Genomic DNA, 23,320 nt, shown 5'->3' on the forward strand with positions numbered 1-23,320 from the left:
TTGAGACACCGCACGGGCAGGGGGCGAAAGCCGCGGCGCGCGGCTTGCCGCGCGTGCCTCCGATCTCCTCCCTGCCTATCGATGTACCGGTACCATAAGACTTGTCAACCCGGTGGTCTGACCACTATGACAGGGTGTCCCGACCTTCTTTGGGGCCAGACAAGAATGTTCGCGTGAACATCGCGAGGGAGTGAAACCGATGCGCCTGCTGGCCCTGATCCTCGGTCTTGCGATACTGGCGGCTCCGGCCGCGCGCGCCGAGGACGGTTATGACCTATGGCTCCGCTACAAGCCGGTCGAGGGCGGGGCGCGCGCCGCCTACGCCGCGCGCGCCGGCGCCATCGCTCCGGTCGCCGACACCCCGACCTTGGCGGTGGCGCGCGCCGAACTGGAGCGCGGCCTGACGGGCCTTATCGGCGCGCCCGCTTCGGCCGCCGCAGGCTCGCGCGACGGCGTCATCCTGCTGGACGCGGGCGCGACGTCCGCCGTCACCAGTCTGGGCCTGCCCCTGAAGGCGCTGGGCGAGGAGGGCTACCTGATCCGCACGGTGATCGTGGGCGGCAAGGCCACCACCGTCATCGCCGCCAACCGCGACATCGGCGTTCTCTATGGCGTCTACCGCTATCTCTCGCTGATCCAGACCGGCCAGAGCGTCGACAAGCTCGACATCGTCTCGGTCCCCAAGGTGAAGCTGCGCATGCTCAACCACTGGGACAATCTGGATCGCCATGTCGAGCGCGGCTATTCGGGACAGTCGATCTTCGACTGGTGGCGGCTGCCGGGCCATGTGGATCCGCGCATGGTCGATTACGCCCGCGCCAACGCCTCGCTCGGGATTAACGGCACGGTCCTGAACAACGTCAACGCCAAGGCCGACAGCCTGACCGCGCCGTTCATCGCCAAGGCCGCGGCCCTGGCAGACACCTTCCGGCCCTACGGGATCAAGGTCTATCTGTCGGCGCGCTTCTCGGCTCCGATGGAGATCGGCGGCCTGAAGACCGCTGACCCGCTGGACCCGGCCGTGCGGGCGTTCTGGAAGGCCAAGGCCGACGAGATCTACAAGACCATCCCCGACTTCGGCGGCTTCCTGGTGAAGGCCAATTCCGAGGGACAACCGGGTCCGCAGGACTATGGTCGCACACATGTCGACGGGGCCAACATGCTGGCCGATGCGGTGGGACCTCACGGCGGCGTCGTGTTCTGGCGCGCCTTCGTTTACTCGCATGAGCAGCCCGAGGATCGCGCCAAGCAGGGCTATAATGAGTTCAAGCCGTTCGACGGCCAGTTCCGCGACAACGTGGTCATCCAGGTCAAGAACGGCGCGATCGACTTCCAGCCGCGCGAGCCGTTCCACCCGCTGTTCGGGGCCATGCCCAAGACCAACCTCGGCATGGAGTTCCAGATCACCAAGGAATATCTCGGCTTCTCGACCCACCTTGTCTATCTGGGCCCGCTGTTCGAGGAGACCCTGCGCTCCGACACGATGGCCAAGGGCAAGGGCTCGACGGTCGCCAAGGTGATCGACGGCGCGCTGGACGGGCGCAAGCTGACCGCCATGGCGGGCGTGGCCAATATCGGCTCGGACCGCAACTGGTCGGGCTCGCAGTTCGACCAAGCCAACTGGTACGTCTTTGGTCGCCTGGCCTGGGATCCGGAGGCGGGGACCCGCGCGATCGCGCAGGACTGGACCAAGATGACCTTCGGCGCCGACCCGCGCCTGGTGACGCCGGTCGTGGACATGATGATGGGCTCGCGCGAGGCGGCGGTGGACTACATGACGCCGCTGGGCCTGCACCACCAGATGGGCGAGGGGCACCACTATGGTCCCGGTCCCTGGGTCAGCGGCGGTCCGCGCGCCGACTGGACCAGCGTCTACTACGCCAAGGCCAGCGAGACGGGCATCGGCTTCGACCGCACCCCGACCGGCAGCAACGCCACGGCCCAGTACGCGCCCGCTGTCGGGGCCTGCTACGCCGACCTCAAGTGCGTCGACGAGAAGGACCTGCTGTGGTTCCACCACTTGCCCTGGGACTATCGACTGAAGTCGGGCGACACCTTGTGGGACGGCCTGGTGAAGCACTATTCGCGCGGCGTGGCCTATGTGGACGGCATGGAAACGACTTGGGCGGGCCTTGCCCCTTATATTGACGCGCCGCGCCACCGCGAGGTCGCCGATTACCTGAAGATCCAGCGGAGCGAGGCCCAGTGGTGGCGCGACGCCTCGATCGCCTGGTTCCAGACCTTCGCAAAGCGCCCGCTGCCGACGGGAGAGGCGGCGCCGGCTCAGTCGCTGGACTACTACAAGAGCCTCAAATTCCCATGGGCGCCGGGGCACGGAAAATAGGCTGTACAAGGCTGTGTCATCCCGAGAGGGTCTCGCTCGGGATGATTTCCGTTTCAGCCGGGCGTGATGCTGATCGGCGTCAGCATTTCGCGCCGGAAACGATGTGGCGCCGCGGAAATCGAATTCTGCGGACCGCAGCAAAAAATGGTGTGCAAATCGCGCGCTTTCGCCGGAAGTGCGACTGAAAATGGTTCCCTCAGGGCGGCGCCCTGCATAATCATGCCCCTTGATTGATGCGTCGGATCCACGGCGCGCGTTTCAGGTGAGGGGCCTTTCCATGTTCCAGACGTCTTTCCGGCGCCGCGCGCTCGCGTTGGCGGCTTCGGTGGCATTCGCGGCGCTGTCGTCGGGCGCCGCCCTGGCCGCCGACGGTTATCAGGCGCCGCCCGCGCCGATCGCCCAGATCCTGGATGCGGCTCCAACCCCGGGCGTGTCGGTCAGCCCCGACCGCAAGGTCCTCGCCCAGTTGGGTCGCGAGAACCTGCCGTCCATCGCCGCCGTGTCCGAGCCCATTCTGCGGTTGGGCGGCTATCGCATCAATCCGCGCAACAACGGCCCGATCGAGGCGCGCGCCGCCTGGATGCACGCCCTGACGCTGCAGGACGTGGCGACCGGCAAGACGCGGGCGGTGGCCCTTCCCGCCGGCGCGCGCTTCCTGTCGCCCAGCTGGTCGCCGGACGGCGGCAAGATGGCCTTCGTCATGGACGCCAAGAGCGGCCTTGAGCTGTGGGTTGTCGATGTGAAGGCCGCCACCGCGCGCAAGGTTTCGGACATCGCCGTCAGCGGCGTGTTCGGCTCGGGCTATGACTGGCTTCCGGACGGCTCCGGTTTCCTGGTGCAGGCCGTCGTGGCGGGCCGGGGCGCGCCGCCGGCCAAGGATCTGACGCCGGCGGGGCCGACGATTCAGGAGTCCAAGGGCCGCACGGCCGCCATCCGCACCTATCAGGACCTGCTGACCAACGCCCATGACGAGGCGCTGTTCGACTACTACTTCACCTCGCAATTGACCCGGGTGGACCTAGTCGATGGCAAGGCGACGGCGGTCGGCAAGCCTGGGGTGATCTCGGGCGCCAGTATCTCGCCCGACGGCCAGTACGTGCTGACCAACCGCCTGAAGCGCCCCTACAGCTACCTCGTCCCGGCCAGCCAGTTCCCGACCGAGATCGCGGTCTCGACCATCGACGGTCAGCCGGTCAAGACTCTGGTCGACCGCCCTCTGGCCGACAACCTGCCGGCCGCCTTCGACGCCGTGCCGACCGGCGTGCGCTCGGTCTCCTGGCGCGCCGATGCGCCGGCCACCCTGGTCTGGGCCGAGGCGCAGGATGGGGGCGAGCCGCGCAAGAAGGTGGCGATCCACGACAGCGTCTTCATGCAGGTCGCGCCGTTCGAAGGGGCGCCGACCAAGCTGATCGACCTGGAGCAGCGCTATCGCGGCATTGAATGGGGACGCGGCGACGTGGCCCTGCTGACCAGCCGGTGGTGGCAGACCCGTAACCAGAAGCTCATCCTGATCGATCCGTCGAAGCCGGGAACGGGCCGTGTCATCGTCGATCGCAACTATCAGGATCGCTACAACGATCCGGGCCGGGCTCTGACCCGTCGTGACGCGCGTGGCGAGGACCTGTTGCACTTCACGCCGGACGGCAAGTCGGTGTTCGTGGTCGGCGACGGCGCCTCAGCCAAGGGCGAATTCCCGTTCGTAGGCCGCATGTCGCTGGCCGATGGCAAGGTGATCAAGCTCTGGCAGGCGCAGGCGCCGTACTATCAGGTCCCTGTCGCCCTGGCCGACGAGGCGGGCAAGACGGTGATTACCCGCCGCGAAAGCGCCAAGGAGCAACCCAACTACTACATTCAAGCGGTTGCTCCGGGCGCCAAGGCCAGGGCCCTGACCAGCTTCCCCGACCGCGCGCCGCAGTTCGCCGGCGTCACGAAGCAGACCATCACCTACAAGCGCGCCGATGGCGTGACCCTGTCGGGCGTGCTCTATCTGCCGGCGGGTTATGACAAGGCCAAGGACGGTCCGCTGCCGCTGTTGATGTGGGCCTATCCGGCCGAGTTCACCGATGCGGCCGTGGCCAGCCAGACCGTGCACGACGGCAACCGCTTCACGCGCCCAGGGGGCACAAGCCACCTGTTCCTTCTGACCCAAGGCTACGCCATCCTCGACAACCCGGCGTTCCCGATCATCGGCCAGAACGGCGCCGAACCCAACGACACCTACATCCAACAACTGACTGCCGACGCTCAGGCGGCGGTGGACGCGGTGGTCGCCTTGGGCGTGGCCGACCGCGATCGGATCGCCGTGGGCGGGCACAGCTACGGCGCGTTCATGACCGCCAACCTGCTGGCCCATACCCGACTGTTCCGAGCCGGCATCGCGCGTTCCGGCGCCTACAACCGCACCCTGACGCCGTTCGGCTTCCAGGCCGAGCAACGTACCTATTGGGAGGCGACCGACACCTATACGAAGATGAGCCCGTTCACCTACGCCCCGAACATCAAGGACCCGATCCTGCTGATCCATGGGGAGGCCGACGACAACTCGGGCACCTTCCCGGTGCAGAGCGAGCGCTTCTACGCCGCGCTGAAGGGCGCGGGCGCGACGGTGCGCTATGTGACCCTGCCCAATGAGGCGCATGGCTATCGCGCGCGGGAGTCTACCGGGCATACCCTCTGGGAAATGAGCCAGTGGATGGACAAGTACGTGAAGAACGCGCCCAAGCGCCAAGCCCAGTAGTTCAACGCCGCCCCGCCGATGTCGGCGGGGCGGCGTCCGCGCCGTTGTGTCGCGCCCCCATCCCCGCGTTGGAAGGCGCTATCCGATCGCCCCTTCACGCCGCCCATGGCAAGGTCGCGCCCGGAGACACCACCATGAGTCGAACGACCGCTCATCGCGCCTTTCTGCGGACGATGAATCTCATCGCCGGCGGCAAGCCTCTGGCGCTGGCGCTCAAGGCCATTGTTCAGGCCGTGGAGGCCGAGGACCCCAAAATCCTCTGCAGTATCCTGTTGCTGGACGCTGAACGCCGGCGACTGCTGCTGGGCGCCGCGCCCAGCCTGCCGCGCTTCTACAATGAGGCGATTGAGGGTGTGGAGATCGGCCCCTCGGTGGGCTCTTGCGGGACAGCGGCCTATCTGGGGCGTCGGGTGACCGTCGATGACATCCAGTCCAGCCCGCTGTGGATCGACTTTCGGGATTTGGCGGCGCAGGCGGGTCTGGCCGCCTGTTGGTCCGAGCCGATCAGGACATTCGATGGGACGGTGGTCGGCACATTCGCGATCTATCACCGCGAGATCAGTGCGCCAGACAAGGAAGACATCGCCTTCATCGAGGCCGCCGCTCAACTGGCGGCGTTCGCCATCGACCGGCGACGCGCCGAGGAGGAGCTGGCGGCCAGCGAGGCGCGCGCGCGGCTGGCGGCCGAACAGGCCCTGGAGACGGCGCGGAACCTGTCCAGCTTCTTCGACGTGTCGGCGGATCTGCTTTGCATCCGCGACCTGGAGGGGCGGTTCGTCAAGGTGAACCGGGCCTGGGAGGCGGTGCTGGGCTATCCGGTCGAGGCCCTGGAAGGCGCGGCCTTGCTGCCTCTGCTGCACCCGGACGACGTGGCCGGCACTCGCGACCACATGGCGCGCGCCGAGACCGACGGAGAAGTCAACGGTTTCGTGAACCGCTACCGGCGCGCGGATGGGTCCTACTGTCCGCTGGAGTGGCGTTCCCGACGGTTCGGCGACCTCTTTTTCGGGGTTGCGCGCGACGTCACCGAGCGGCTGCGGATCGAGGCGGAGATGGCCGAGGCCCGCGACGCCGCCGAAGCGGCCAACCGGGCCAAGAGCGACTTTCTGGCCAATATGAGCCATGAGATCCGCACCCCTTTGAACGGCGTCATCGCCATCGCCGCGGCGCTTGGCGAGACGCCGCTGACGCCCAAACAGGCCGAAATGGTCGACATGATCCGGCGCTCGGGCGAGACGCTGGAGCGTCTGGTCTCCGATATCCTCGACGTTTCGAAGATCGAGGCCGGCCAAATCACCATCCAGACGCACGCCTTCGACTTGGGCGCCCTGATTGACGGGCTGCTCGATGTCACGCGGCTGCGGGCCAAGGACAAGGGTGTGGGCGTTCGCCTGGAACGGAGCCCGACAGCGACCGGCGGCTTTCTGGGCGACAGCGTGCGGATCGGTCAGGTGCTGAGCAATCTGCTGTCCAACGCCGTGAAGTTCACTGACCAGGGTGAGGTGGCGGTTCGAGTCGAGGTGGACGAGGCGGGCGAAGGTCTGGTTCCGCGTCTTTGCGTCGAGGTCGAAGACACGGGGGTTGGCTTCGACGCGGACAAGGCCGACATGATCTTCCAGCGCTTCAGTCAGGCCGACAGCACGATCACGCGCCGGTTCGGCGGGTCGGGTCTGGGCCTGTCGATCAGCAAGACCCTGGTCGAGATGATGGGCGGCGAGATCACGGCGCGCTCCAAGCCTGGCGCAGGGAGCCTCTTCAGGGTGGTTCTGCCGCTGAACCGGGCGGCGCTGGCGCCGGACGCCGAGGCGGATACGGCCTCCCCAGGCGTCTGGGGCGAGGGCCTGAAGGTGTTGCTGGCCGAGGATCACCCGATCAACCAGCGCGTGGTGCAACTGATCCTCGAACCGTGCGGCGCCGATGTGACGGTGGTCGAGAACGGCGCCCAGGCGGTGGCGGCCCTGACGTCCCAGGCTTTTGACGTCGTCTTGATGGACATGCAGATGCCGGTGATGGACGGGCTGGCGGCGACGCGGGCGATCCGGGCGCTGGAGGGGGAGGGCCGGAGGACGCCGATCATCATGCTCAGCGCCAACGCCATGGCCAGCCATCGTCTGGATGCGCTGCAGGCCGGGGCTGACCTGCACGTAGCCAAACCTGTGACGGTCGCGTCCCTTCTGGACGGCATCGGCCAGGTGATGGCGCGCTGATCCGGCTGAAGGGCGTTGGTTTTCCTTCACCTTTGCCGAGCAAACGCCTAAATCGAGCGGCTCGCGGCCTGAGGGTCGCCGAACCCCTGCTTGGACTTGGCCTTGTGATCACCTTCCAGGACGTCTCCAAAACCTACGGCCAGGGCGGCCAAGCGGCGCTGCGCGAGGTTTCGCTGTCGGTGAACGCCGGCGAGGTGTTCGGGGTCATCGGAGCCTCGGGCGCGGGAAAGTCCACGCTCATCCGGCTGATCAACGGCCTTGAGACCGCCACCTGCGGCAAGGTCATCGTCGACGGCGACGACGTGGCTGCTCTGGGCGTCGAGGGTCTGCGCGCCTTGCGCCGTCGGGTCGGGATGATCTTCCAGCACTTCAACCTGCTGTCGGGCAAGACGGTCGCTCAGAACGTCGCCTTCCCCTTGAAGCTAGCCGGACGCCCGACCGCCGAGGTCAAGGCGCGCACGGCCGAACTGCTCGAACGCGTCGGTCTTTCCGCCCACGCCACCAAGCACCCGGCCCAACTGTCGGGCGGCCAGAAGCAGCGCGTCGGCATCGCCCGCGCCCTGGCCACCAATCCCAAGGTCCTGCTGTGCGACGAGGCCACCAGCGCGCTGGATCCCGAGACGACCGAGCAGATCCTCGACCTGATCTCTGGCCTGAACCGGGAGCTGGGCCTGACCATTGTGCTGATCACCCACGAGATGGACGTCGTCCGCCGCGTTTGCGACCGCGTCGCCGTGCTCGACGCCGGCCGCGTGGTGGAGGAGGGCGCGGTCGAAGAGGTGTTTCTCCATCCGGCCAGCGACACCGCCCGTCGCTTCGTTCGCGAGGCCGAGGGCGACATCGCCGCCGCCCCGGGCGTCGGCGGCCGCGTGGTGCGCCTGACCTTCAAGGGTGAGGCGACCTACAAGCCGGTGCTGGGCGAGGTGGCCCGCGCCACCGGCGTCGACTATTCGATCCTCGGCGGTCGCATCCATCGCCTGCGCGAGACGCCCTATGGCCAACTGACCCTGGCCCTGACCGGCGGCGACGTCGCCGCCGCCATCGCCCGGTTCCAGGCCGCTGGCGTGCGCGTGGATGCGCTTTCCGGGGAGACCGCCCAATGAGCGCCTCGACCATGACCTTCGCCAATGTCGACTGGAGCGAGATCGGCCAGGCCACGCTGGACACCCTGGCCATGCTGGGCGGCTCGATGGTGCTGACCGTGGCGGTCGGCCTGCCGCTGGGTGTCATCCTGTTCCTGACCGGCAAGGGCCAGATGCTGGAGAACCGGCTGGCCAACGGGGCGCTGTCGCTGCTGGTCAACATCCTGCGCTCGGTGCCGTTCGTGATCCTCCTGATCGTGATGATCCCGCTGACCGTGGCGCTCGTCGGCACCTCGCTGGGCGTGGCCGGCGCGATTCCGCCGCTGGTGGCCGGGGCCGCGCCGTTCTTTGCGCGCCTCGTGGAGACCGCCCTGCGCGAGGTCGATAAGGGCGTGATCGAGGCCAGCTTCGCCATGGGCGCCAAGCGGCGTCAGGTTGTGCTGGGCGCGCTACTGCCCGAGGCGCTACCGGGCCTGGTGGCCGCCGCGACGGTGACGGCGGTGGCCCTGGTCTCCTACACCGCCATGGCCGGCGTGGTCGGGGCTGGTGGTCTTGGCGATCTGGCCATCCGCTTCGGCTATCAGCGCTTCCAGACCGACGTGATGGTCGTCACCGTGGTGCTGATGCTGGTGCTGGTCCAGGTGCTGCAGATGATCGGCGACGCGGTGGTGAGGAAGGTGTCGCATCGGTGACCCGCCTCCGCCCGCGCCTTGCGGGTGAGGAGGATTGCGGCCAAGAACGCGCCATGAGCGAGACGATCGAACACTCCGACCCCCACTGGGACGCCGCCGTCGCCGAGAGCCTGATCGGCAAGACCCTGCTGATGAACCTGACTTTCGTTGACGACGAGGGGGACGTGCAGGAGCGCCAGCAGTTTTTCGGGGTGGTCATCGACGCCACCGAGCACGAGGGCATCGTGCTGGACCTTCTGGGCGAGCACGATGGCGACACCTACACCCTGCCGCCGCAGACCTCGGCGATCCAGAAGGCCGAGGCGGACGTGACCAGCCTCGCCGGCGACAAGCCCGACTTCGTGGCCAGCTGGATCATCCAGGGACCGCCGGACGTCGCCAACGATCTGGACGAAGAGGTCTAGGCTCGAGAATCAAACATTTAGAGCCCTTTAGCTCTAGATGATCCCATCTAAAGCTAAGGGGCTCTAGGCCTGGTCGAACGGGAAGGGGAGGCGACCGGCCTTGAACAGAATGTCGGGGTTCTCGTCATAGTCGCCCAGCTCGACGTCGGCGGTGGCTGAGAACGCAACAACACCTTCGCGCAGGGGCGCCAGTCGCTCGGCCTTGCGTCGCGCCTCTTCCGCCGTCTTGCACCCGATTTGCTGCTCGGCCTTCAGTCCCTTGCCGCGTCCGGCGACATAGGCTTGCACGATGTGGACGGTTTCTTTGGCCATCCCCATCCAGGCGACCTGTTTGAACGTAACGTCAAGCGATCTCGGGGGAGGGGCTCGGGATCGCCCCAGGAAATCTGATTTCCCTCGCCGCCCCCGAGCGGGCAAAACCCTACCTCTCAGATCGTCTTGTGGAGCTGTTCATGGTCGCCCGCCGCGCTGTTATCGTTCTCGGCCTCGCCGCCATGTCTGTTGCGGCCTGTAGCCCGAAGGCGCCAAAGGCCAGCGATCCCAACACCCTGACCGTGGCGGCCACCGCCGTGCCGCATGCCGAGGTGCTGGAGTTCATCAAGCCGAAGCTGGCGCAGCAGGGCCTGAACATCGACATCAAGGTCTTCAACGACTACGTCCAGCCTAACACCCAGGTCGCCGAAAAACGCATTGACGTCAGCTACTTCCAGACCCTGCCGTATCTGGAGAGCTTCAACCGCGACAAGGGGACCAACCTGATCCCGCTGCAGGGCGTCCATGTCGAGCCGATCGGGACCTATTCGGCCAAGTGGAAGTCGATCGCCGAGGTCCCTAACGGCGCCACGATCGCCATCCCGAATGACGCCTCGACCGAGGGCCGCGCCCTGATCCTGCTGGCCAAGAACGGCGTCATCGCCATCAAGGACCCCAAGAACCCGCTGACCAGCCTGCGCGACATCACCAGCAACCCGAAGAACCTGAAGTTCAAAGAGTTGGAGGCGCCAGCCCTGCCTCGGGTGCTGAACCAGGTCGACCTGGCGGTGATCAACACCAACTACGCCCTCGACGCCAAGCTGAACCCCAGCAAGGACGCCCTGATCATCGAGGACAAGACCAGCCCTTATGTGAACTATCTGGTCGGCCGTCCCGACAACAAGGACGACCCGCGCGTCAAGAAGCTGGCGGCGGCGCTGACCACGCCGGAGGTTAAGGCGTTCATCGAGCAGAAGTACGCGGGCGCGGTGGTTCCGGCGTTCTAGGGAGCGGAAGCCTCTTCGGGCAGGGCAGGGAGCGCGTATCGGGCTGTCATGAGGCCCGAATGGGTGGTGGGCAGTCTCCGGCACCCATAAACCCGACCTTCCCGGCGAATGCCGGGACCCAGATCGAACCCACCGAAGCTCATTCTAAAATCGCAGCGGCTAGGCGCGTCATACCCAGCCGTTGCGGCTGAATCTGGGCCCCAGCATTCGCCGGGGAGGTCGGGAAAAAGGCCGCAAGGCGGACTATTCGAACGCCCGCTCAGGGTGGAAAACGGACATTGCGCACCGGACGAGTGCGCGACAGTCCAAGGTCCTATCGGCCCGAGGTCGATCTACGAGGACGGCTTGACGCTGCCAGCCACTGCATCTCGCACTAGCGAGACCCAAGGATCAGCGGAGCCTCGCACCGGAACGTTGGCGGGTCCCGATACAGAGAGCGCCTTGCCTTGAAAGGTGATGCTTACTGGAGCTTGAAGTAGCCGCCGATCAGCGTCCCGGAACACGAGATAGAGCGCCCCTTGAAAAGCAGTCACTTCGCGCAGGCAACTTCCTGGCCCCGGCCAGGCAGCAAGATCTTGCTGCTGCAGATAAAATTTTAGATCTGAAATTTTTGAAGCTGAGGAGCCTTTGACCCAAGCGCGTGGCTGCTCACCGTCCATGACAAATGCGTCGCCGCCGTCACCCTTGAGATGCTCTACGACACGATAATGTATGCGAACCCCATCATCCCATTCCGCGCGGGCCATCTTTAGCGCTTCTTCTATTGTCTTGGGCGCCTCCGGGCCGCTTCCAATCCAAGCGGCCCACCCATCTGGCGTGCGGGTGCCGACTTCGTAATCGTCGGTGAGAGCTTCTACCCTCACCAAATCAATATACGCGGCTGAAGCAGCCATTTGCTGGGCGACGCGCGCTGGGTCGAGGCGAATTTTGGTTGGCCAACCTGGTGATGGCGTACAGGCCAGTGCCAAGCCAGACGGAAATGCAGCGCAGATCGCTAGAGCACCTAGCCACGCGGCTGGGCTGATCTTGCGGGTGCGGGGTATCGAATGATGGATACTCATATCAAGACGATAGCCGACAATCAGACGGTGCCAACTTCCGAAAGGGGTGGTTAGCGGCCCTCTGCCGCACGCGCACTGATCGCGTCGTAAGCTGCTGAGGCTGACGCCGTAACTGCTTTCCAGAGCGGGTCCGTTACATACTCGTCGTTTCCGCCGTGAGGCAATTTTTGGACAAGTCGATCGAGCGCGTACTTCACAGACTGGACTAGCGCCACCTCTGCCGTGTCGAATAGATAGACGCCGACGGCTTTCTCATCGAAATCATGATCGTCGAAGAAGAAATGCATTACCTGATCCACGTCTGAGATCAGGCCCTGCTGTGCCTCAGCGCGCCAGATCGGTCGCGGGTCTGGGGTCGCGATTTCCTCAAGATAGGCTATCAACTCCGCCCTGATCCACGGGTAACGCAAATCGGCCCAACCAGGTGGAAAGTCCTCCTTCATGGGCACGAGGCTAAGGTCAGGAGCGGTCTTTCTCAATATCTCTCAAGGGTTGGGGGCGGACCCTAGCTCGTCACCACAAAGCGCATCTGTCCAGACCTGAAAGCGGCAAACCACGCCTTCGTACTCGATGGCGTCGAGCACTTCCTGCAGTGCTTCCTCCGAGAGGGCGATCCTTTGCGCCGAAGGTAGCGCCTGCTCCTCTGCGCCACCCTGATAGATGCTGAGATCGGTTCGAGTGATCCAGTCATCGCCGCGCACTTCAAAAGTCTCGACATTGCAGACTACGGCGTCTCGCGTCCGTGTGTACGCCGCAAACTCTTTGAGCCTATTGACGTCATCAAGGGCGATGCCCTTGCCAGATTGGCTGTTTTGGAAAGCGGCTTCTAGCCCGCCGACCTGATGTTGGCTCATGCCCACAACATCGTCCGTCTTTGCAAGGTCCGCAACGGGTCGTGAACAGTCTCCAACCTTCCCCCATAAACCCGACCTTCCTGGTGACACGTCAGTGCGGAGGATCCAACGTCTGGCGTTCCCTGACATTTCACCCTACCTATCAGCGACCGCTGCTTACGGATGCTCCATGGCTTCGCCGTCGCTGAAATCGCCCGCCGGTCGTCGACTGGTGCTGGATGTCGCCAATTCCTCTGGCCTGGAAGACTGGGCGCCCGAGCTGCAGAAGACCAAGGTCTATGAGCGCATCCTCCTGGACCTGATCCTGGGCGAATTGCCGGCCGGAGCACGCCTGGACGAGCAATCGTTGGCCGCGCATTACGATACGGGTTTGGCGGGCGTCCGCGACGCCCTTGGGCGTCTGGCCCTGGAAGGCCTCGTTATCCGCCGCGCGCGTTCTGGCACCACGGTGGCGCCGCTGGACCTGGTGGAGCTGCGCCAGGGCTATGAGGCGCGCGTCCTGATCGAGCCGCATTGCGCGCAACTGGCCGCTAAAACAGCCAGCAAAGCCGAAGCCCAGGCGATGTACGATGTCTTCGCCGACGGGGAGGAGGCCGCGAGGACCTGCGACCTGCCGGCCCTGGTGGCGATGGATCTGCGGTTCCATGCCGCCGTCGCCCGCGCCTCGGGCAATCTGGCCCTGGCGCGAATCCTGATCCCCCTGCAGCACAAGGCCGCTCGCTTCTGGGTGTTCTCGTTCAACGGCGCATCTGAGCAGAACCTCCTCGATGAGATCGAGGAGCATCGTCAGGTCGCGCGCGTGATCGCCAGCGGCGACGCCGAGGGCTCGCGGCGGGCGATGCTGCGTATTCTCGACGTCCAACCCGAGGCCGATGCTCGATCCTAGATCGCATCGTCTGCTGTCTTCGTCCTAGGGGGATCGTTCCCTTTACGTAAGCTGCAGCATTCAGGTCACACTCCTTTCGCAATCTCTTCTGAAATGTCAGAAGGCATTTTGACGAAGATCAAGAGATCCCCAGATATCGGCCCGTGAACACCGGGGTTCCCGACCCGGCGCCGTGAAGGTTCGATCCATGTCGTCTAAGCGCATCCTTCTGTCCGCCAGCCTCCTGGCCCTCATCGCAGCGTCGCCCGCTCTGGCGGACACGCAACTCTCCGACCGCGTCGACGCGGTGGTGATCGTGGCGCGCGACAAGGCGGGCCTTCTGGAGAAGCAGCCCAGCCAGACGGTGTTCGGGATCGACAAGCCGCTGATCGAGACCCCGCGCTCGGCCAGCCTGGTCAGCGACCTGACGCTGGAGCGCTACGGCGTTCTGACCCTGGACGGCGCCACCAAGGTCGCGCCCGGCACGCACACGGCCAGCTTCTATGGCGTGCCTGGTTCGTTGAACATTCGCGGCACCCTGGCCGAGAACTACTTCCGCGGCTTCAAGCGCGTGGAGAACCGGGGGACCTATTCCACCCCGATCGGCGGCGCGGCTCGCCTCGAGATCCTGCGCGGCCCGCCAACACCCGTCTATGGCGCGGGCAAGGTGGGGGGGCTGGTCAACTTCATACCCAAGTCCGCCCGCGACGAGGGCCGGTTCTTGGTCGAACCGGAAGGGGAGGTGACCGCCACCATCGGCAGCTACAACAAGAAGCTGCTCACGGCCCAGTTCGGCGCGCCCGTCAGCCTGGGCCCGGCCCAGGGCGGGGTCTATGTCTACGGCGAGGCCGAGGACAGCCACAGCTTCTACAAGGGGATCTATCCGCGTCATCAGACGCTGGAGGTCTCGGCTGATTTCGATCTGGGCGGCGGCTGGAGCACCGCTTTCGGCGGTATGGCTTTCCGCTCGCGAGGGGACGTGCAGACGCCGGGCTGGAACCGCCTGACCCAGGACCTGATCGACAACCGCACCTACATCACCGGTCGCGATACGACGCTGAAGGACAGTGACGGCAACGGCCGGCTGACGCCCAACGAGGTGGGCTTCTATCCGTACGCCAGCGCGCTCTACATCCCGTACTACGGCTTTTTCAGCACCGATGCGGTCCATACGCTGGACGTCGGCGTCGGTACCACAAAGCTGGACCGCCGCACGGTCTATATCAGCCCCGCCGACTTCTCGAAGACTGACACCCAGACGCTGTACTTCGATCTGGCCAAGGACCTGGGCGAGGATCGCGCGCTGAAGCTGCAGCTGTTCCACGACCGTCAGGACAACAAGCGGTACGTCTCCTACGGCTATCCGTCGGCGATCGACGCCAAGGTCAGCGAGATTCGCCTGACCTACGCCTTCCCGACCACTGTCGGCCCGGCCAGCGCCCGCACCCTGGTCGGCGGCTCCCATCGCTGGTTCGAGGGGCGGCGGCGCGAAAGCTACAACAGCGGCATGATCGCGCTGGACCGCCGCGACATCAGCTTTGGCGCCACGCCGACCGACATCATCGACAGCCCGTTCGACGACGAGCCGGGCGGCGTGGGTCTGAAGTGGGAGAACGACAACCGCTCGACCTGGAAACAGACCGGCGTCTTCGTCACCTCCGACATCGATGTCGGCGCCCTGAACCTGATCCTGGGCGGGCGCTGGGATCGCTACAGCGTCGAGAGCCAGGACACCGGCTTCCTCAGCTACACGGTCACGGGCCGCAAGACAGCCGAGCGCAACAAGGCGACCTGGAACGCCAGCGTCACCTACAAGCTGCCGATCGGCCTGATGCCCTACGCCAGCTACGCCAAGGCTGCGGCGCTGGAGATGAGCCAGGGCGGCGACATCGCGCCGGGCCTGGTGGCTGATGGCTCGTGGCTCTCCAGTTCGGATCTCGCCGAGGCCGGCGTAAAGTTCCAGCTGCTGCGCGGAACCCTCATCGGTTCGCTGGCGGCCTATCGCCAGAACCGCACCCAGATCACCGGCGCCATCGCCCCGCCCACCGTCCAGGGCACGCGCGCCAAGGGCGTCGAGCTGGAGATCCGGTGGCTGGCGTCCGAGCGGCTGTCCTTCACCTTCGCCGGCAACAACCAGCGCACGACGATCAAGGGACCGGACACCTCGTTCCAATACATCCCGGCCTACACCGCCGGCGTGCCGGGCGCGCAGGCCTATGGCGGTTCCTATGTGGTGTGGAGCTTCGCCGGCCTGCCGGGGCGGAGCGGCGACTACGCCTACACCCTGACGCCGAAGTCGGTGCTCAGCCTGTACGGGACCTATACCAGCAAGGGCTATGACTGGGGCCAGGCGGGGGCGACGTTGGGCGTGAGCCATGTGGGCCGCACCTCGGGCGCCGTTCAGAACGCCGTCCGCTATCCGGCCTATGAGGTGGTCAATGCGTCGGCATATGTGACGCGAGGGGCGTACACCCTATCGTTCAATGTCGATAATCTGTTCGACACGTTCTATTTCACGCCCGACGCCGACACCTACGCCAACCTCGGCGCCTTGCCCGGCAAGGGGCGTGAGTGGCGTGCCACCCTGAAGCGGACCTTTTGATGATCGAGCTATTCTTCCTCCCCCGTAGCGAAGCGTGCGGGGGAGGTGGCGCGGCGCCGAAAGGCGACGTGGCGGAGGGGGCGCTAGCGGCCGCACGACGCCCCCTCCGTCGCGATGCAGTGCATCGCGCCACCTCCCCCGTTTCACGGGTGAGGAGGCGAGGATGATGATCGACACCGCGTCTCGTTTCCGTCCCTGGTCGCTCTTGGCGGCGTTCAGCCTGCTGCTGTTCCTGATCACCGCCTCGACCTACGGCTCGCTGGGTGTGGTTCTGCCCGCCATGATCGGCGAACTGAAGTGGAGCTTTGAAAAGGCGTTCCTGGGCTTCTCTGTTCTGGGCGTCTTCACCGGCGCCTCGTCCTGGCTGCCGGCGATCCTGATCCGGCGGATCGGCGTCCGGGGGACCCTGCTGGCGGGCGCGGTCGTGCTGGCCGGCGGCTTCTTGGGACTGGCCAACGCCGAGAGTCTGCTCAGCTATTATGTTGGGGCGGCGGCGTGCGGCGTCGGCTTCCAGATGGCCGCCCTGATCCCTGGGACGCACGTGCTGTCGTCGCTGTTTCGCCAGCGCGCGCTACCGTTCGGCGTCTACTTCACCTTCGGATCGCTGGGCGGCGCCGCCGGGCCCTGGATGGTGCTGACCCTGATGGGCGCCAGCGGCGGCGACTGGCGGGCCTTCTGGATCGTACAGGCTGTTCTGGCCGCCGTCGTCGGCGGGATCTGCGCCCTGATGGTCGGCGGCCCCAAATGGCTGGCGGCGGCCGCTCACGAGGTTGATCTCGAGGTCGAGCAGGCGGCGCGGCAGGCGCCCGCCACTGCGCGCGTCTATCGGACGGCGCACGAATGGAGCGTCCGCCAAGCGCTGCGGACACCGCAGTTCTACATCCTGGTGGCGGCCTATTTCTCGCACCTGCTGGTCGGGGTCACCGTCGCCAGCGTCTCGGTCTCGCACCTCACCGAGCTGGGCGTCGCCGCTGGCGTGGCGGCCGTCGCGGCTGGGGCTTTGGCCGCCAAGATGCTGAGCCTCGAGGCCCTGATGCAGACCCTGGCGCGCCTTGCAGGTGGCGCTTTGGGGGATCGGGTGGATCCGCGCTGGCTGCTGGTCTTCGCACAGGGAATGCTGGTGGTCGGCCTGCTGGCCCTCGCCCGGGCGACCACGCCCGCGCTGATGCTGGTCTATGCGATCGGCACCGGTGTCGGGTTCGGCCTGACCGTTCTGGCCGTGACGGTGCTGCTGCTGAACTACTACGGACGCCAGAGCAATCTGGAGCTCTTCTCCCTGACCTGTCTGGTCGGCGCGGTGTCGGCGGCTGGGCCGTTCATCGCCGGCGCGATGCGCGACCGGCTGGGCAGTTTCACCCCGACCTTCGAACTGTTCGCCGCCGTGACCGCCGTAGTGTTCGTGGCGGTCCTCGTGATGCGCCCGCCGCGCGCGCCGCAGGCGTAGGGTTCAGAGCACAAAAAAGCCGCCCCGGGGGAGCCGGGGCGGCTTCTCTGTCTACCCTGTGTTCGGCGCTTAGAAAGCGGCCTTCAGGCTGACGACCAGACGGCTGTCATAGATCTTGCCGAGGCTGTGTTCGTCGGTGTCGTGGTAGCGCAGGTCGGCCGACAGCTTGTCGGTCAGGGCATAGGCCACGCCCACGTTCCAGGTGTTGTAGTCCTTGTAGTTCTTGATCGACTGGTGGCCGACGGCGCCCGACAGGGTCAGCTTTTCAGCGACCGGCATGGCGGCGTTGGCTTCGAAGTACGTCGCGTCGCCGCCCTTGCCCGGGTATTCCGGCGAATAGTACACGGCGGCGCCCAGGGTGGCCGGGCCGAAGGTGCGCGAGGCGGCGGCCTTCAGTTCGACGTAGCTGTAGGAGCCAGGCGTCAGGCCCTTGTCCTTGCTGTAGCCGTAGTACAGCACGCCGAAGTCGAGCGAGGTGTCGCCCACGGTCGGCTTCACGCCAGCGTAGAAGTCAATTTCGGTTTTCGGGTCGTTAGCGCCGAAGTCGACGTTCGACGCCCAGACGCCGGCGTAGCCGATGCCGTACGACAGGTCGATGCCGCCTTGGAGGGCCGGATCTTCTTGAGTTTGGCTCACGCCGCGGAAAACGTAGTCGCTCGTGACGCCGACATTGTACGAAGCCTTCAGCTCCTGGGCCGAAGCGGCGCCCGCGAGGGCGAGCGTGGCGGCGGCGGCGGCCAGCGCGATCTTCATCGAGTTCATAGTTCTATCCCCTTATCTGTGCCGTCAGCCAGGTTGGTTCCCGGCCCCCGACTGCGCCTGCAAGCGCATTTGCGTCCCTGTTGGATTAGTCGGGGACACGTCTCTAAGTGCAATCGGGCGGTGGCGAACGCCAGTCAGAAGGGCGTGTGTGGCCTAAACTTTGGGCGATGTGTGACGATTTTGCTTCAATGCAGGCGCATGGGGGCAACATGCGCCCGAAAAGCGAATCCGGCTTGGCTGTGTCTTTACCGCATGGAAAGGCTTGCGCCCCCGAGATGCAGCCCCCCATCGACCAGCAGGGTTTCGCCGGTCACGTGCCGCAGGCCGGCGACGCCAGGAAGACGGCCGCTCCGGCGATGTCCTCGGCGGTGGAGGCGACCTTCAGCGGCGTCGCTGCGGCCGCGCCCGCCCGCAGGCGCTCGACGCGCTCGGCGTCCATGGCCTTTCCGAACCAAGGTGTGTCGATGAAGCCGGGGCAGACGGCGTTGACGCGAATGCGCGGCGCCAGGGCGCGGGCCAGGGAAAGGGTCATGGTGGTCATCGCGCCCTTGGAGGCGGCGTAGGGCACCGAGGAGCCGTTACCCACCACGCCCGCGATCGAAGAGGTGTTGACCACCGCGCCGGGCTGGGGCGCGGCTTCCAGCAGCGAGCGCGCGGCGCGAACCATCTGGAACGCGCCGACGACATTCACCGAATAGAGGCGCAGGAAGTCTTCCGCGTTCACCGCGTCGAGGTCGGCGTGGTTCGGGGCGAACTTGGTCATGCCGGCGTTGTTGAACAGCGCGTCGATCCGGCCCGAGGCGTCGGCGGCCGCAGCGATTCTGCGGCAATCCTCGTCGTTGGACACATCGCCCTGCGCCAGCGCCGCCTTGGCGCCCTCGGCTTCGACGAGTCTTGCGGTCTCTTCGGCCTCTTCGGCGCTGCGGGCGAAGTTGATCACGACCAGACCGGCGCCGCGCCGGGCGGTCTCTACGGCGATCGCGCGGCCAAGGCCCGTAGAGCCGCCGGTGACCACCACGGTGAAGCCTTCGAAATCCCGTCCCGACATCGTATCTCTCCCGAACATCTGTTTGCGACCTTGTAGCGGGGCGCCACGCGCTTGTCTCGCGGGGCGGGGAGGCCTAAATCGCGCCGATGACCGATCTGAACGTCACCCAGCTGGGCCGCGTCGTCGACGCGCCCGAAAGCCCCGAGGCCGCCGTCCTTGAGCGCGTGCCCAATCCGCAAAGCGACGTGCTTTATCTGGCGCGCTTCGTCGCGCCTGAGTTCACCTCACTGTGCCCCGTCACCGGCCAGCCCGATTTCGCCCACCTCGTCATCGACTACGCGCCCGGCGACTGGCTGATCGAGAGCAAGTCGCTGAAGCTCTATCTGACCAGCTTCCGCAATCACGGCTCGTTCCACGAGGACTGCACGGTCAAGGTCGCGCGCAAGATCGTCGAGATCGCAGAGCCGCGTTGGCTAAGGATCGGCGGCTACTGGTATCCGCGCGGGGGCATTCCGATCGACGTGTTCTGGCAGACAGGCCCGGCGCCGGAAGGCCTGTGGGTGCCCGACCAAGGCGTCGCGCCCTATCGCGGCCGAGGTTAACCCAGTCTAACGCTTCGCCAGCCGCCGACGGTTGGCTCGCACTTTCTTGCGCAGATGCGCCAGGGAGCCCGCCGCAATGGCGGGCCCGGATGCGCCCAGCTGACCGGTCATGGCCAGTATCGGCAAGGTCACGCTGGTCGCCATCTTCTCGCCGACCATCCGCTGGGCTTCGGTTTGTGCGGCCGCGCCGCCGGCGGCGAGCTTCACCACGCGCAGGCCAATCACGGTCGAGGCTTCCATCCCGAGGGACCAGAAATCAACGGCCAGGCTCGTCCAGGGGTCTCTACGCTTGGCCATGGGGTGTCCTCGTTGTTCTGAACGAACGCGGCGACCCTAGCGAGGGCTCCATGCGGTGGTGATCGACGCCACATCGGGGCGCGCGCGCTCCTGCGGCTGCTCGGTCGCCGTGCCCAGATACAGGTAGCCCGCCACCTGCTCGCCGTCGGCCAGGCCCAGGATCGCCGTGGCGCGCGGATCATAGCTGTACCAGTCGGTGATCCAGTTGGCGCCCCAGCCCAGGGCGGACGCCGCGAGCAGGAGCTGATGGCAAACCGCCGAGGCGCTCTGACGCTGCTCCCACTCAGGGATCTCGCCGGGGATGTGTCGCGAGACCACGGCAATGCAGACGGGCGGGCGGGTCAGCTTGCGCAGGGCCGCGGTCGCCTTGGTCGGGTTGGCTTGGCTATCGGCGAGGGCAGCGATGCGTTCGGCGAATGTGTCCTTGGCCTCGCCCTTCAGGATGATGAAGCGCCAAGGCGAGAGCTTGCCGTGGTCGGGCACGCGGGCGGCTATCCGCAAGATATCGGCCAGTTGGGCATCGTCGGGTCCGGGCGCTGTCAGGCTCATGGCGCTGGCTGAGCGGCGCTTGGCTAGGAAGGCCACGACCTCGGGCGCGGTCTCGACCGGCAGGGTCTCGCCAAACGCAGGGGCAGGGGGAACGGAACCGGCCAAGACGATGTCTCCGAAGCGTTGTAAGCCGCAGACCTATGGCCGCAACGCGGTCGCGACAAGGGATGAGCGCATTGGCCGATGACTCCAAACGCAAGCCCGATTGGCTCAAGCCGCACGGAAGGCCCTGGGGGGTGACCTCCAGCAGGGTGGTCTACGATAATGCCTGGATCACCCTGACAGAGTATCAGGCGATCGCGCCGACCGGTCGGCCCGCGCTTTACGGCAAGGTCGGCTTCAAGAACCAGGCGATCGGGATCGTGCCTTTGCACGACGACGGCACGGTCACGTTGGTGGGGCAGAACCGCTTCTCCCTCGCCAACTATAGCTGGGAACTGCCCGAGGGCGGCGCGCCGCATGGCGAGGATCCGCTGGATGGCGCCAAGCGCGAACTGGCCGAAGAGGTGGGGCTGCAGGCGTCCGACTGGCGTCTGATCCTGCGTATGGAACTCTCCAATTCGGTCACCGACGAGATCGCCTACGGTTTCCTGGCCATGGGCCTTTCACCCACACAGGGCGAGCCGGACGAGACCGAGGACTTCGCCGTCGCGCGCGTGCCCTTCCGCGAGGCGCTCGACGCAGCGGCCGCCGGCCATATGCCCGACGCAATTACAGTGGCGTTGTTGCTGAGAACGCACCATATGGCGGTGCGAGGCGAACTGTCGGCCGATCTGGCCGCTCTGATCCTCGCATAGAGCGCGGTTCGCCGGGCTAGAGCATTTTCAAAAAGGATGCGCTATGCTCGTCTCGCGCCTGGGAAGGGAGAGCCCGATGCCGAAGCATCTCGAGGTGGTGACGTCCGACACCGAAACGCCGGTGTGGGTGGCGTTGCGTAATCAGGCCGAACACGCCGCCAAGGCCGAGCCGGCGCTGGCGTCGCTGCTGAACGCGGTGATCCTCAGCCACGACAACCTCGCCGACGCGCTGACCTTCCAGTTGGCGCGCAAGCTGGGCGACCAGGAAATGCGGGCGATGACGGCGCGTGAGTTCGCCGCCGACGCCTTCGAGGATGATCGCACGATCGTCGAGGCGGCCGAGGCCGACCTGAAGGCGGTGTTCGAACGCGACCCGGCCTGCAAGGGCTATGTCCAGCCGTTCCTGTTCTTCAAGGGTTTCCTGGCGCTGCAGACCCACCGCGTGTCGCACTGGCTGTGGAATCAGGGCCGCGAGACCCTGGCCTTCTACCTGCAGAGCCGCTCCAGCGAGGTGTTCCAGGTCGACATCAACCCAGCCGCCAGGATCGGCAAGGGCGTGTTCATCGACCACGGCACCGGCATCGTCATTGGCGAGACGGCTGTGGTCGGCGACGACGTCTCGATGCTGCATGGCGTGACGCTGGGCGGCACGGGCGCCGAGCGCGGCGACCGCCATCCCAAGATCGGCAAGGGTGTGCTGCTGGGCGCCGGCGCCAAGGTGCTGGGCAACATCACGGTCGGCGACTACGCCAAGGTGGCTTCCGGCTCGGTGGTGCTGCGGCCAGTTCCGGCGCACTGCACGGCCGCCGGCGTGCCCGCGCGCCTCGTCAATTGCCCCACCTGCGAAGAGCCGGCCAAGACCATGGACCACACCCTGGCCGAGACGGTCTACTCGCCCAACAGCTACGAGATCTGAGTGAAGCGTCTTTTGCGCCGTTTCGGCGGCCTGATCCTGGCCGCCGTCATCGGGTTTGCCGCGCCCGCGCTGGCGGCCCCCGCGCCGGTGGGCGGCTACTCGATCGTCAAACGCTATCCGCACGATAGTCAGGCGTTCACCCAGGGTCTGTTTTATCGGGATGGCTTTATCTTCGAGAGCACCGGCCTGCGGGGCCGCTCGTTCATTCGCAAGTGGAGCCTGGAGACCGGCGCGATCGAGGCCGAGCGCACCGTGGATTCCCGCTACTTCGGCGAAGGGATCGTCGACTGGAAGAACCGCCTCTATGAGCTGACCTGGACCGACCAAGTCGGCTTCATCTACGACATCGACAGCTTCGAGAAACTCGGCGAGTTCAGCTATCCGGGCGAGGGCTGGGCTCTGGCCCGGGACGACAAGCGGATCATGATGAGCGACGGCAGCGCCTTCATCCGTTTCCTTGACCCCGAGACGCTGAAGGAGACCGGGCGCGTCCAAGTCACCGACGACGGCGTCCCGGTCACTAATCTCAACGAACTGGAGTGGGTGAAGGGCGAACTGCTGGCCAATGTCTGGCAAACGACCCGCATCGCCCGCATTGATGTGACCACGGGCCGGGTCAAGGGTTGGATCGAACTGGGCGGTCTGTTGAAGGAGGCGGGCGTCACCGGCGACCGCGACGACGTGCTCAATGGCATCGCCTACGATCCCGCCAACGACCGGCTGTTCGTGACCGGCAAGCTCTGGCCCGCGCTTTTCGAAATCAAACTGACCGAAGCACGTTAGGCGGTGGAACCGTATTTGGGGCGGGGCGTTTCCCTGACGTCCGCCCCTCTACGCCCCCCCGACCTAGTGGGCGGA

20 protein-coding genes and 2 pseudogenes are annotated in these 23,320 nt (G+C 66.0%); 14 read left to right on the forward strand and 8 right to left on the reverse strand.

Features of this window, described 5'->3' with window-relative positions; translation table 11 throughout:
• Positions 1–199: 199 nt before the first annotated feature.
• The 6 genes from CSW63_RS07315 to CSW63_RS07340 all read left to right on the forward strand — a co-directional run bounded on the left by CSW63_RS07315 (position 200) and on the right by CSW63_RS07340 (position 9,466).
• Positions 200–2,344, forward strand: coding sequence for an alpha-glucuronidase family glycosyl hydrolase (locus CSW63_RS07315; RefSeq protein ID WP_062093788.1), 2,145 nt, complete (start codon positions 200–202; stop codon positions 2,342–2,344).
• Between the two features lie 277 nt (positions 2,345–2,621).
• Complete coding sequence (locus tag CSW63_RS07320) at positions 2,622–5,081, forward strand: S9 family peptidase (RefSeq protein WP_062093787.1); 2,460 nt, start codon at positions 2,622–2,624, stop codon at positions 5,079–5,081.
• A 134-nt stretch (positions 5,082–5,215) separates the two neighbouring features.
• Positions 5,216–7,288 carry an ATP-binding protein gene (locus tag CSW63_RS07325; RefSeq protein WP_062093786.1) on the forward strand — a complete coding sequence of 691 codons (2,073 nt, stop codon included), beginning with the start codon at positions 5,216–5,218 and terminating at the stop codon, positions 7,286–7,288.
• A gap of 104 nt (positions 7,289–7,392) precedes the next feature.
• Entirely contained in the window at positions 7,393–8,391 is a 999-nt protein-coding gene (locus CSW63_RS07330) for a methionine ABC transporter ATP-binding protein (protein ID WP_062093785.1), read from the forward strand.
• Positions 8,388–9,062: a methionine ABC transporter permease gene (locus tag CSW63_RS07335; RefSeq protein ID WP_062093784.1), complete on the forward strand. Its 675-nt coding sequence runs from the start codon at positions 8,388–8,390 to the stop codon at positions 9,060–9,062. The genes CSW63_RS07330 and CSW63_RS07335 overlap by 4 nt, the downstream gene beginning before the upstream one ends.
• Before the next feature lie 53 nt (positions 9,063–9,115).
• Complete coding sequence (locus CSW63_RS07340) at positions 9,116–9,466, forward strand: hypothetical protein (RefSeq protein ID WP_062093783.1); 351 nt, start codon at positions 9,116–9,118, stop codon at positions 9,464–9,466.
• 63 nt (positions 9,467–9,529) lie between these two features.
• Here CSW63_RS07340 and CSW63_RS07345 read toward each other — a convergent pair whose 3' ends face one another.
• Positions 9,530–9,778: a hypothetical protein gene (locus CSW63_RS07345; RefSeq protein ID WP_010920516.1), complete on the reverse strand. Its 249-nt coding sequence runs from the start codon at positions 9,776–9,778 to the stop codon at positions 9,530–9,532.
• Positions 9,779–9,912: 134 nt separating this feature from the next.
• On the opposite strand from CSW63_RS07345, the gene CSW63_RS07355 reads away from it, so the two are divergent.
• The gene (locus tag CSW63_RS07355) at positions 9,913–10,725 is read left to right on the forward strand and encodes a MetQ/NlpA family ABC transporter substrate-binding protein (RefSeq protein ID WP_168193735.1); all 813 of its coding nucleotides are present in this window, start codon (positions 9,913–9,915) and stop codon (positions 10,723–10,725) included.
• Between the two features lie 332 nt (positions 10,726–11,057).
• Here the strand turns inward: CSW63_RS07355 and CSW63_RS23340 are convergent, their stop codons facing one another.
• Genes CSW63_RS23340 through CSW63_RS07370 form a run of 3 tightly spaced genes read right to left on the reverse strand, consistent with a single transcriptional unit; the run spans position 11,058 to position 12,640 of the window.
• On the reverse strand, positions 11,058–11,786 hold the full coding sequence (locus CSW63_RS23340) for a hypothetical protein (protein WP_168193622.1): 729 nt from the start codon (positions 11,784–11,786) through the stop codon (positions 11,058–11,060).
• A gap of 50 nt (positions 11,787–11,836) precedes the next feature.
• Positions 11,837–12,265, reverse strand: coding sequence for a hypothetical protein (locus CSW63_RS07365; RefSeq protein WP_127846950.1), 429 nt, complete (start codon positions 12,263–12,265; stop codon positions 11,837–11,839).
• A 6-nt stretch (positions 12,266–12,271) separates the two neighbouring features.
• The gene (locus CSW63_RS07370; protein WP_062093781.1) at positions 12,272–12,640 is read right to left on the reverse strand and encodes a hypothetical protein; all 369 of its coding nucleotides are present in this window, start codon (positions 12,638–12,640) and stop codon (positions 12,272–12,274) included.
• A 169-nt stretch (positions 12,641–12,809) separates the two neighbouring features.
• Here CSW63_RS07370 and CSW63_RS07375 point away from each other — a divergent pair, with 169 nt between their 5' ends.
• From CSW63_RS07375 to CSW63_RS07385, 3 genes are all read left to right on the forward strand, one after another.
• Complete coding sequence (locus CSW63_RS07375; protein ID WP_062093780.1) at positions 12,810–13,526, forward strand: GntR family transcriptional regulator; 717 nt, start codon at positions 12,810–12,812, stop codon at positions 13,524–13,526.
• 172 nt (positions 13,527–13,698) lie between these two features.
• Entirely contained in the window at positions 13,699–16,107 is a 2,409-nt protein-coding gene (locus CSW63_RS07380; protein WP_062093779.1) for a TonB-dependent siderophore receptor, read from the forward strand.
• 166 nt (positions 16,108–16,273) lie between these two features.
• Complete coding sequence (locus tag CSW63_RS07385; protein ID WP_062093804.1) at positions 16,274–17,551, forward strand: CynX/NimT family MFS transporter; 1,278 nt, start codon at positions 16,274–16,276, stop codon at positions 17,549–17,551.
• Positions 17,552–17,620: 69 nt separating this feature from the next.
• Here the strand turns inward: CSW63_RS07385 and CSW63_RS07390 are convergent, their stop codons facing one another.
• Complete coding sequence (locus CSW63_RS07390; RefSeq protein WP_062093778.1) at positions 17,621–18,313, reverse strand: TorF family putative porin; 693 nt, start codon at positions 18,311–18,313, stop codon at positions 17,621–17,623.
• A 245-nt stretch (positions 18,314–18,558) separates the two neighbouring features.
• Positions 18,559–19,379, reverse strand: a pseudogene (locus CSW63_RS07395) (SDR family NAD(P)-dependent oxidoreductase).
• 68 nt (positions 19,380–19,447) lie between these two features.
• Here CSW63_RS07395 and queF point away from each other — a divergent pair.
• The gene (gene queF, locus CSW63_RS07400; RefSeq protein ID WP_062093776.1) at positions 19,448–19,903 is read left to right on the forward strand and encodes a preQ(1) synthase; all 456 of its coding nucleotides are present in this window, start codon (positions 19,448–19,450) and stop codon (positions 19,901–19,903) included.
• 6 nt (positions 19,904–19,909) lie between these two features.
• On the opposite strand, the gene CSW63_RS07405 is transcribed toward queF, so the two are convergent.
• Positions 19,910–20,200: a hypothetical protein gene (locus tag CSW63_RS07405; RefSeq protein WP_062093775.1), complete on the reverse strand. Its 291-nt coding sequence runs from the start codon at positions 20,198–20,200 to the stop codon at positions 19,910–19,912.
• A 36-nt stretch (positions 20,201–20,236) separates the two neighbouring features.
• On the reverse strand, positions 20,237–20,854 hold the full coding sequence (locus CSW63_RS07410; RefSeq protein ID WP_062093774.1) for a nitroreductase: 618 nt from the start codon (positions 20,852–20,854) through the stop codon (positions 20,237–20,239).
• A gap of 4 nt (positions 20,855–20,858) precedes the next feature.
• On the opposite strand from CSW63_RS07410, the pseudogene CSW63_RS07415 reads away from it, so the two are divergent.
• The 3 genes and pseudogenes from CSW63_RS07415 to CSW63_RS07425 all read left to right on the forward strand — a co-directional run bounded on the left by CSW63_RS07415 (position 20,859) and on the right by CSW63_RS07425 (position 23,245).
• A pseudogene (locus CSW63_RS07415) lies at positions 20,859–21,546 on the forward strand (NUDIX domain-containing protein).
• Between the two features lie 76 nt (positions 21,547–21,622).
• Entirely contained in the window at positions 21,623–22,462 is an 840-nt protein-coding gene (gene cysE / locus CSW63_RS07420; RefSeq protein WP_062093803.1) for a serine O-acetyltransferase, read from the forward strand.
• On the forward strand, positions 22,463–23,245 hold the full coding sequence (locus CSW63_RS07425) for a glutaminyl-peptide cyclotransferase (protein ID WP_062093772.1): 783 nt from the start codon (positions 22,463–22,465) through the stop codon (positions 23,243–23,245).
• The last annotated feature ends 75 nt before the right edge of the window (positions 23,246–23,320 follow it).

This window comes from Caulobacter sp. FWC26 (genome assembly GCF_002742645.2).
Classification (GTDB): Bacteria; Pseudomonadota; Alphaproteobacteria; order Caulobacterales; family Caulobacteraceae; genus Caulobacter.

Excerpts from the sequence above, each read along its gene's own strand:
- CSW63_RS07345 (WP_010920516.1), bottom strand. The coding sequence starts at position 9,778 with ATGGCCAAAGAAACCGTCCACATCGTGCAAGCCTATGTCGCCGGACGC.
- CSW63_RS07370 (WP_062093781.1), bottom strand. The coding sequence starts at position 12,640 with ATGAGCCAACATCAGGTCGGCGGGCTAGAAGCCGCTTTCCAAAACAGC.
- cysE (WP_062093803.1), top strand. The coding sequence starts at position 21,623 with ATGCCGAAGCATCTCGAGGTGGTGACGTCCGACACCGAAACGCCGGTG.
- CSW63_RS07405 (WP_062093775.1), bottom strand. The coding sequence starts at position 20,200 with ATGGCCAAGCGTAGAGACCCCTGGACGAGCCTGGCCGTTGATTTCTGG.
- CSW63_RS07320 (WP_062093787.1), top strand. The coding sequence starts at position 2,622 with ATGTTCCAGACGTCTTTCCGGCGCCGCGCGCTCGCGTTGGCGGCTTCG.
- queF (WP_062093776.1), top strand. The coding sequence starts at position 19,448 with ATGACCGATCTGAACGTCACCCAGCTGGGCCGCGTCGTCGACGCGCCC.
- CSW63_RS07325 (WP_062093786.1), top strand. The coding sequence starts at position 5,216 with ATGAGTCGAACGACCGCTCATCGCGCCTTTCTGCGGACGATGAATCTC.
- CSW63_RS07340 (WP_062093783.1), top strand. The coding sequence starts at position 9,116 with ATGAGCGAGACGATCGAACACTCCGACCCCCACTGGGACGCCGCCGTC.
- CSW63_RS23340 (WP_168193622.1), bottom strand. The coding sequence starts at position 11,786 with ATGAGTATCCATCATTCGATACCCCGCACCCGCAAGATCAGCCCAGCC.
- CSW63_RS07335 (WP_062093784.1), top strand. The coding sequence starts at position 8,388 with ATGAGCGCCTCGACCATGACCTTCGCCAATGTCGACTGGAGCGAGATC.
- CSW63_RS07385 (WP_062093804.1), top strand. The coding sequence starts at position 16,274 with ATGATCGACACCGCGTCTCGTTTCCGTCCCTGGTCGCTCTTGGCGGCG.
- CSW63_RS07375 (WP_062093780.1), top strand. The coding sequence starts at position 12,810 with ATGGCTTCGCCGTCGCTGAAATCGCCCGCCGGTCGTCGACTGGTGCTG.
- CSW63_RS07315 (WP_062093788.1), top strand. The coding sequence starts at position 200 with ATGCGCCTGCTGGCCCTGATCCTCGGTCTTGCGATACTGGCGGCTCCG.
- CSW63_RS07390 (WP_062093778.1), bottom strand. The coding sequence starts at position 18,313 with ATGAACTCGATGAAGATCGCGCTGGCCGCCGCCGCCGCCACGCTCGCC.